This is a genomic window from Vibrio genomosp. F6 (assembly GCF_005146325.1).
Classification (GTDB): Bacteria; Pseudomonadota; Gammaproteobacteria; order Enterobacterales; family Vibrionaceae; genus Vibrio; species Vibrio cortegadensis.
Map to the genome: position 1 here is coordinate 348,663 of NZ_SYUT01000010.1, position 7,197 is coordinate 355,859.

Consider the following 7,197-nt stretch of genomic DNA (forward strand, 5'->3'; position numbering starts at 1 on the left):
CCTTTGATGTTTTAAGTAGGTTTAAGATGAAAAAAGCAGTCGTTGTTTTTAGTGGCGGTCAAGATTCCACTACGTGTTTGGTTCAAGCTCTTAAAGAGTTTGATGAAGTTCATGCTATTACGTTCGATTACGGTCAGCGACATAAGCTGGAAATAGAAGTGGCGCAAAATCTTGCTAATGAGCTGGGCGTAACGGCTCATAAAGTGATGGATGTTGGTCTACTAAATGAACTCGCAATAAGCTCTTTGACTCGAGATGATATCGAAGTATCTCACGAACTGCAGGAGAATGGTTTACCGAACTCTTTCGTACCAGGGCGCAATATTCTATTTTTAACGTTGGCTGGGATCTATGCCTATCAAATTGGCGCACAAAGTGTCATCACTGGTGTTTGCGAAACTGATTTTTCAGGATACCCGGATTGCCGTGATGAATTTGTGAAGTCGATGAATACTGCTTTAGTGCAGGGAATGGATCGTCAATTTGAAATTTTAACGCCTCTAATGTGGTTAAATAAGGCGGAGACTTGGGCTTTAGCCGATCAGTACGATGCTCTAGAGTTGGTGAGATCGAAAACGTTGACATGCTATAACGGAATTATTGGTGACGGGTGTGGTGATTGCCCTTCATGTGAATTACGTAAAATTGGTTTGAATGATTACCAAGCCAACAGCCAAACGGTCATGAGTGAGTTGAAGAATAAACAACGCTTGGCAAATCAATAGGATCGTTGTAAGCGTCAATAATACAATCTCGACCATTCTGCTTTGCTTGATATAGCGCTTGGTCGAGAATGGAATACAAATCGTCAAAGTCATGTAATGATTTCGATGTTGCAAGATATGAAAAGCTTGCAGTGATTTTAAGAGTTTGATTAGATTCAGAAATAAATGACTTCATTGAAATGGCTTGATGGAGGCTTTCTACACGGTATTTTACATCTAACTCGTCGACATCTCTTAGTAAGATAATAAACTCCTCACCACCTAATCGTCCAAAGATGTCATATTTACCAAGTTTAGATGAAATTGTATTTGTTACATGTTTCAATGCTAGATCACCAGTAGGGTGACCATGCCCGTCATTGATTGATTTGAAATTGTCTAGATCCAATAAAATTAAAATAGAGTTGAATTCAGAATTATTATTGTGAGGTTGAGCCTTGATAGTTGATATTGAAGCTGCGCGATTTAAAATACCAGTTAAACTATCAACTTGTGCATTTCGTTTTGTTTTTCGATTTAGATAAATGAAAATCATAATAATAATAAACAAAGAAAAAACGATAAAATTGTAAGCCACGCTTTGTCGTTGCATAGTTTCAATTTGTAACGCTTGATATCGGTTTAGATTAAATAACTCTGAACGCTTGTATTCTTGCTCAAAATTTGTTTTTGTTAAATCAAGAGCTTCAATGGCTTTTCTATTATCTATATCTCGGTTAGCAAGCTCGATATTAGAATAAGTCTGATAATACTCATACGCCGTTTTATACGAGTTAGAAGCTGCATAAATTTTTGATAAAATAAATAATGAGCTTGATTGATATTGAGAGTCATGAATTAATTTAGAGATACTAAGTGCATTTTTTGCGTAGTTTGAAGCTGGAATATAAAGCGTACGTTGATAGTAAGACTCAGCTAATGCCAGATAAATTTTCGCTTTCATTTTCTGGTTTTCAAGATCTTCGGCAAATTCAAGCCCTTTAGTTAGATATGAATCGCCTAATTGATGATTTCCTTTCCCAATATAGGCATCGCCAATCCCAATATAAGTCAGTCCTAGTCCGTAGCTATTGCTCTCAGATTTTAGAATTGTCAATGCAGACTTAAAATACTTTAAGCTTAAGTCGAACTGTTTTTTTTCTAAGTACAGGCTCGCGAGGCTATGTTGAACTTGAGCTAATTTCATTGAATTACTTGATTTTAGTCGAAGGTTTAACGCTTGAAGTAAATAAGTCTCAGACTGTTGAAAACGACCTATGACTTTGAGTAGGTTTCCAATATCGTTGTATACAGCTGATATATCACCGTGAATTGGAAATACTTCTATTAGGTGTAGATAAGCCGCAAGAGCATTATTATGCTCACCACGAAAGAACTGATTGTTCGCAATTACTCTTAGTGCCAAATGTAATGGGAGTATGGATATAGAATTGTCATTGACATGTGTTTGTAGGGCCGAGCAATAATAATTCGCTTTATTGTATTGAGCTTGATGATTTAATACTTTACACAAGTGATATTCAAAAATCATTTTCCCGTTTATGTCATTCTTTTTTTTCATAATATCGAGTAAAGATAGGTAATGCTCACTCGCTTTTATAAAATCACCATTGCTTTCATCATTTAGAGCATGAACATATGATTGTTCCATTTCACTATATTCAGGTTGATTTTTAATTAAGCGACCAAAATACGGCTGATGATAACGGTTCATGAAGTCATAGATTAAAGAGCTGACATAAAGTTTTTCCGCACCTGGAGATAATGAATTATATCTCTCTTCAAGCATACTAAGCGCATTGTCTTTGTTATCTCGAAGGTTATGTTCGTAAATTGAAAGCCATTCTCGGTCATCGAAACTTTGCCCCGAAAATGAATAGGCACTATAAAATAAAATAATAATCGCAATTAAATAACGGACGAACATAACAGGCCTTGCAATGATTTAATCACGCATTTTAAAAACCAATGCAAAATAGAACAACAAATTATTGTCTGAGTCTAAAGAAGTGTGAGATAGATAGTGTTTATTGTATAAATTATTGATTCAAATAACTTTATATTTAGGTGGGGTGGAACCATCGAAGGGAAAATTTGAATAGAGGCAGAGGGTGAGAACCTCTATTCAGGATTACTTTTATTCAGATGTTGAACTAAAGGTATAGTTTCGCCATCTCAGATGGTTCAAGTTCTTTGCCATCTAAAGTACTATTCCAGTTAGTACCAATCAAAACGCCATCTTCAGCTAAAGTTAAAAGCCAATCTTCAACAAAAATGTCTAATGGAATTTCTAAGATTTCAAAGTCAGCCCACTCTTCTACATTATGAGCTTGAGCATCTTCTTTTGATGACCAAAAAGGCATAACTTCGCTATTTTCAAATTCTGTAGAGTCGCATGCTAACCAGCCTTCATCATTTTTAAGGCCCCAAACTAGTTGGTTTGCTTTGGTTTCAGCAACAAAAAGGTCTAAGTTTGCTTGGATGTCTGCAGTCAATTTGCTCATTGTATATTTCTCGGTAGATAAGACGCGGTTAGATTACCATTTTTTGTAAAAGATGCACGAAATATTCAGTTGAGAGGATGGTTATAAAAGGAAAAGGGACATATAGCCCCTAATCTCAAGTGATAACTTTAAAGTTAAGTTACTTACCTATTTTAGTGAATATAGTCCACTCTTCTTTAACTTCACCTTTATGACCAACAACGGTGGCAACAACTTTTCTGTTTAACGCATGGCTAACTTGATCTGTCCCTTGTTCTGAAAGGTTATGATCACCAAAGCCAACATTGCGAATACGAGTTTGGCTAATACCGTAACTGATGATCATCGACTCAACGTTTTCTGCTCGTCTTTTCGATAACGTCATATTCGCTTGTGGGTTACCCACTTTGCTTGCGAAGCCTTGGAGTTCGATAGACGTTGAAGGGTACTGTTTTAAAAAATCGGCCATTTGACGGATTTGACCACGAAAAACGGGATTGATTTCAGTTGAATTATTAGCAAACAATATTCGAAGCTTCATCTGTTCTGAGGTTTTAATATAAGTACCACAGCCGTCATTATCAATTTCAGCTTTGCTTGGCGTTCCTGGGCATAAATCTCGATCGTTGATCACTCCATCACGATCATCATCAAGTAAATCGGCTATTTGTTCAGCTTCTGGTGTCGCCCGATAGTCATATTCGTCTTGAGAAAACGAAGCAGTCGCATGAGTCAGAAGACAAAATGCCAGTGGTAGAAATGCGATTTTCATATTAATAGTCCACCTTTTTTGCCCACTCTTTAGGAATATCCACTCGCAACGAAGATAACAAATTGCCCGTAGCATTCAGAACTCGATATTTAGCGTATTGCTCTGCAAATTTTGCATCAACATAGCCTTTTCGGGCCTCAAATAGTTCATTTTCAGTGTTGAGTAAATCGAGCAATGTTCGCTTGCCGATTCTGTATTGTTTATTATATGCGATGACAGTGTCTGAAGCGGAGTCTACATGATCGGATAAGAACTCTTTCTGCTGTACAGTTAAATCGAGTGCGCTCCAAGATAATCTTAATCCCTCTTCAACACTTCGGTAAGCTCTATCACGTAAATCCTTTGCTTTATTCAATTGATAAGCAGCGCTATCTGTGCGCGCGGAATCTGAGCCACCATTGTATAAGTTATATTTCATTCTTAGCATGGCTGAAAATTCATCACTGCTTCCCTCAATACCGCCTGCATCATCCCGCCAAGTTTGAGCTGCTTCAAAAGAGAGTGTTGGGTAGTTTCGGCCTTTCGTTTGATCGTATTGAAATTTGGCAGAATCAACATCGGTCATTGATATTTTAATGACAGGGTGGTTAGTAAATGCAGTCTCTATTGCGCTGTCAATTGTTAAAGGTAATGTACTTTGATCCGCTCTTGGAAAAATTAAGCCCTGTGGGTTCTGACCAACAATGCGCTTAAATTGGGTATGAACATCAAAAAGATTATTTTGCGCTGCCAATAGGTTTCCATGTGCTTTAGCAATACGAGCTTCTACTTGAGAAAGGTCAGCTGTAGAGCCAATACCTGATTCTGCTCGTCGCTTGATATCTTTGTATATCTCTTTATGAACCGCCAAATTACTTTCCGATAGACTCAGTATTTCAAAGGCTTTCACGGCATCTAAGTAGATTTTTGTCACCTCTAATGCAGTGTCTTGTGCATCAGAAAGTAGTTGGTATCGGACCGATTCTGCATCTGCAGCTGTACGATCCATATCATTAAGCGTAGATGAACCGTCCCATATCAGCTGAGTTAAAGTAATTGTTGCTTCTTTTCTGGTTAGTTCATCTTCGGTGCCAGACGCTAAATCTACAGCTTCATAGCCAATCCCTGCATCTAAATCGATACTCGGACGATATGCCCCTCCAGAAGCTTCATTTTGATACCGCTTACTTACGTATTCGTTAAATGCGCTTTTAATTTCTGGGTTAGTCGCAAGAGTTATCGATACTGCTTGTTCAAGGGTTTGGCTAGCAGCAGGAGAACTTATGATTACAGCGGCACATAACATTTTAATCCGAGTGCTCATTAATGAGATGCTCCATGAATTATTGTTGATAAATATAATACTAGGGTATTAGGCGTCTTAATAATGAGAATAAAGACCAAGCGCCAATAAAGTAACACTATATATGTTAAAAATCGAACGAATAATACTAACTTTCACCACCGATGGTTAACTTATTTTTATAAATACGAAGTGTGGTATAAATCATTGGTTTCATTTGATTTTGAGGCTTGACTTATAATTATGTGTAGGTTTTGTGTGATATTGCTCCATTTTTATGTGTGATGGGAATCAATATTTTGTAATCGTTTGGTTAACGGAATGTCGTTTTGAGCTGATGTTGAATATGTTTAATGTTATCTTATTAATTATATAAATAGGACCAATGTCAACTTATTGACGACATTGTTAATAACTAGACGGTTTAGCAGAGGCTTATATGGATTTTAGTGCTTTAGTTGCAGGAGGTATCTCCTCATTAGATCAAATAATGGTCATCGACCTTAACGGTAATGTGAAGGTTTTAAAAGAGGGTGAAATAGTACTTCCTGGAGAGCTTGTCATTGAAAATAATATTTCTGATATGACGGATCTCACTGCTTCTGAAGCACAGGTTAGCCGAGTTAATGATCAAAATGAACTTGATGACATCACAGATGACATCGAGCAGATATTCGCTGCATTGGAAGAGGGGCAAGACCCAACGCAAATTAATGAAGAATTTGCAACGGCAGCAGGTACAAATTCTGGTTCAAGCCTAATAACAAGCGGAGCCGTAGAGCGTGATGGAGCGGAAGTTCTCGCTGATACGAATTTTGTTACATCAGGGTTGGAAGCATTAGGCTTGTCACAAACACAAAGTTTGTCTTTGCTTGAGGCGTATCAGACGTCGTCAGCAACACCAGTATTACCAATAACACTTGATGCACCAAGCGTGGTGATCACCGAAGATACTAACAATGACGGCACGTTAACCAACAGCGAAATCGACGGCTTAGTTGATGTCCTTGTGACACCACCTGCCAATGCCAACGTAGGCGATACCTTAACCGTATCGGGTCAACCGGATCGCGTGTTGACGCAAGACGACTTGGATAACGGTGTCACGTACCAATACCCGGTACCAGCGGATGGCGAGTCACTGACGGTGACGGCTACCGTGACAGACCCATCGGGCAATACATCGCCACAAGCCAGTGATAGCGTAACGGTCGGGGATACGACAGCACCAGACGCCCCAACGGTGGTGATCACTGAAGACACCAACAATGACGGCACGTTAGCCAACAGTGAAATCGACGGCTTAGTCGATGTCCTTGTGACGCCGCCGGCCAATGCCAATGTGGGCGATACCTTAACTGTATCGGGTCAACCGGATCGCGTGTTAACGCAAGAGGACTTGGATAATGGCGTCAGCTATCAATATCCCGTGCCAGCGGATGGCGAGTCACTGACCGTGACGGCAACTATTACTGATCCGTCAGGTAACACTTCGCCACAAGCCAGCGACAGCGTGACCGTTGGCGATACCACCGCTCCAGATGCCCCAACCGTGGTGATCACCGAAGATACTAACAATGACGGCACGTTAGCCAACAGCGAAATCGAAGGTTTGGTCGATGTCCTTGTGACGCCGCCAGCCAATGCCAATGTGGGCGATACCTTAACCGTGTCGGGTCAACCGGATCGCGTGTTGACGCCAGGCGACTTGGAGAATGGCGTCAGCTATCAATATCCTGTCCCAGCGGATGGCGAGTCACTGACGGTGACGGCTACCGTGACAGACTCATCGGGCAATACCTCACCACAAGCAAGCGACAGCGTGACGGTCGGAGATACGACCGCGCCAGACGCCCCAACGGTGGTGATCACTGAAGACACCAACAATGACGGCACGTTATCCAACAGCGAAATCGACGGCTTAGTCGATGTCCT

General features: G+C 40.0%; 4 protein-coding genes and 2 pseudogenes. 2 read left to right on the forward strand and 4 right to left on the reverse strand.

The genetic code is table 11. From position 1 onward, the window contains the following. Positions 1–23: 23 nt before the first annotated feature. Positions 24–725, forward strand: a pseudogene (gene queC, locus FCV43_RS02090) (7-cyano-7-deazaguanine synthase QueC); the annotation flags it as partial. Here the strand turns inward: queC and FCV43_RS02095 are convergent. The 4 genes from FCV43_RS02095 to FCV43_RS02110 form a co-directional block, all read right to left on the reverse strand. After that, complete coding sequence (locus FCV43_RS02095; protein ID WP_136993871.1) at positions 682–2,652, reverse strand: GGDEF domain-containing protein; 1,971 nt, start codon at positions 2,650–2,652, stop codon at positions 682–684. The pseudogene queC and the gene FCV43_RS02095 overlap by 44 nt on opposite strands. A 226-nt stretch (positions 2,653–2,878) precedes the next feature. Then, positions 2,879–3,229: a DUF2750 domain-containing protein gene (locus FCV43_RS02100; protein WP_017052648.1), complete on the reverse strand. Its 351-nt coding sequence runs from the start codon at positions 3,227–3,229 to the stop codon at positions 2,879–2,881. 139 nt (positions 3,230–3,368) lie between these two features. Next, a complete protein-coding gene (locus FCV43_RS02105; RefSeq protein WP_136993872.1) occupies positions 3,369–3,980 on the reverse strand; it encodes an OmpA family protein in 612 nt (203 codons plus the stop codon). 1 nt (position 3,981) lies between these two features. Beyond that, positions 3,982–5,283 (reverse strand): TolC family outer membrane protein, encoded by a 1,302-nt coding sequence (locus FCV43_RS02110; RefSeq protein ID WP_136993873.1) that lies wholly within the window; start codon positions 5,281–5,283, stop codon positions 3,982–3,984. A 418-nt stretch (positions 5,284–5,701) separates the two neighbouring features. On the opposite strand from FCV43_RS02110, the pseudogene FCV43_RS02115 reads away from it, so the two are divergent. Beyond that, a pseudogene (locus tag FCV43_RS02115) lies at positions 5,702–7,197 on the forward strand (hypothetical protein); the annotation flags it as partial.

What these genes read in the sequence shown, in the direction of transcription:
- FCV43_RS02095 (WP_136993871.1), bottom strand. Translation starts at nt 2,652, where the DNA reads ATGTTCGTCCGTTATTTAATTGCGATTATTATTTTATTTTATAGTGCC.
- FCV43_RS02100 (WP_017052648.1), bottom strand. Translation starts at nt 3,229, where the DNA reads ATGAGCAAATTGACTGCAGACATCCAAGCAAACTTAGACCTTTTTGTT.
- FCV43_RS02105 (WP_136993872.1), bottom strand. Translation starts at nt 3,980, where the DNA reads ATGAAAATCGCATTTCTACCACTGGCATTTTGTCTTCTGACTCATGCG.
- FCV43_RS02110 (WP_136993873.1), bottom strand. Translation starts at nt 5,283, where the DNA reads ATGAGCACTCGGATTAAAATGTTATGTGCCGCTGTAATCATAAGTTCT.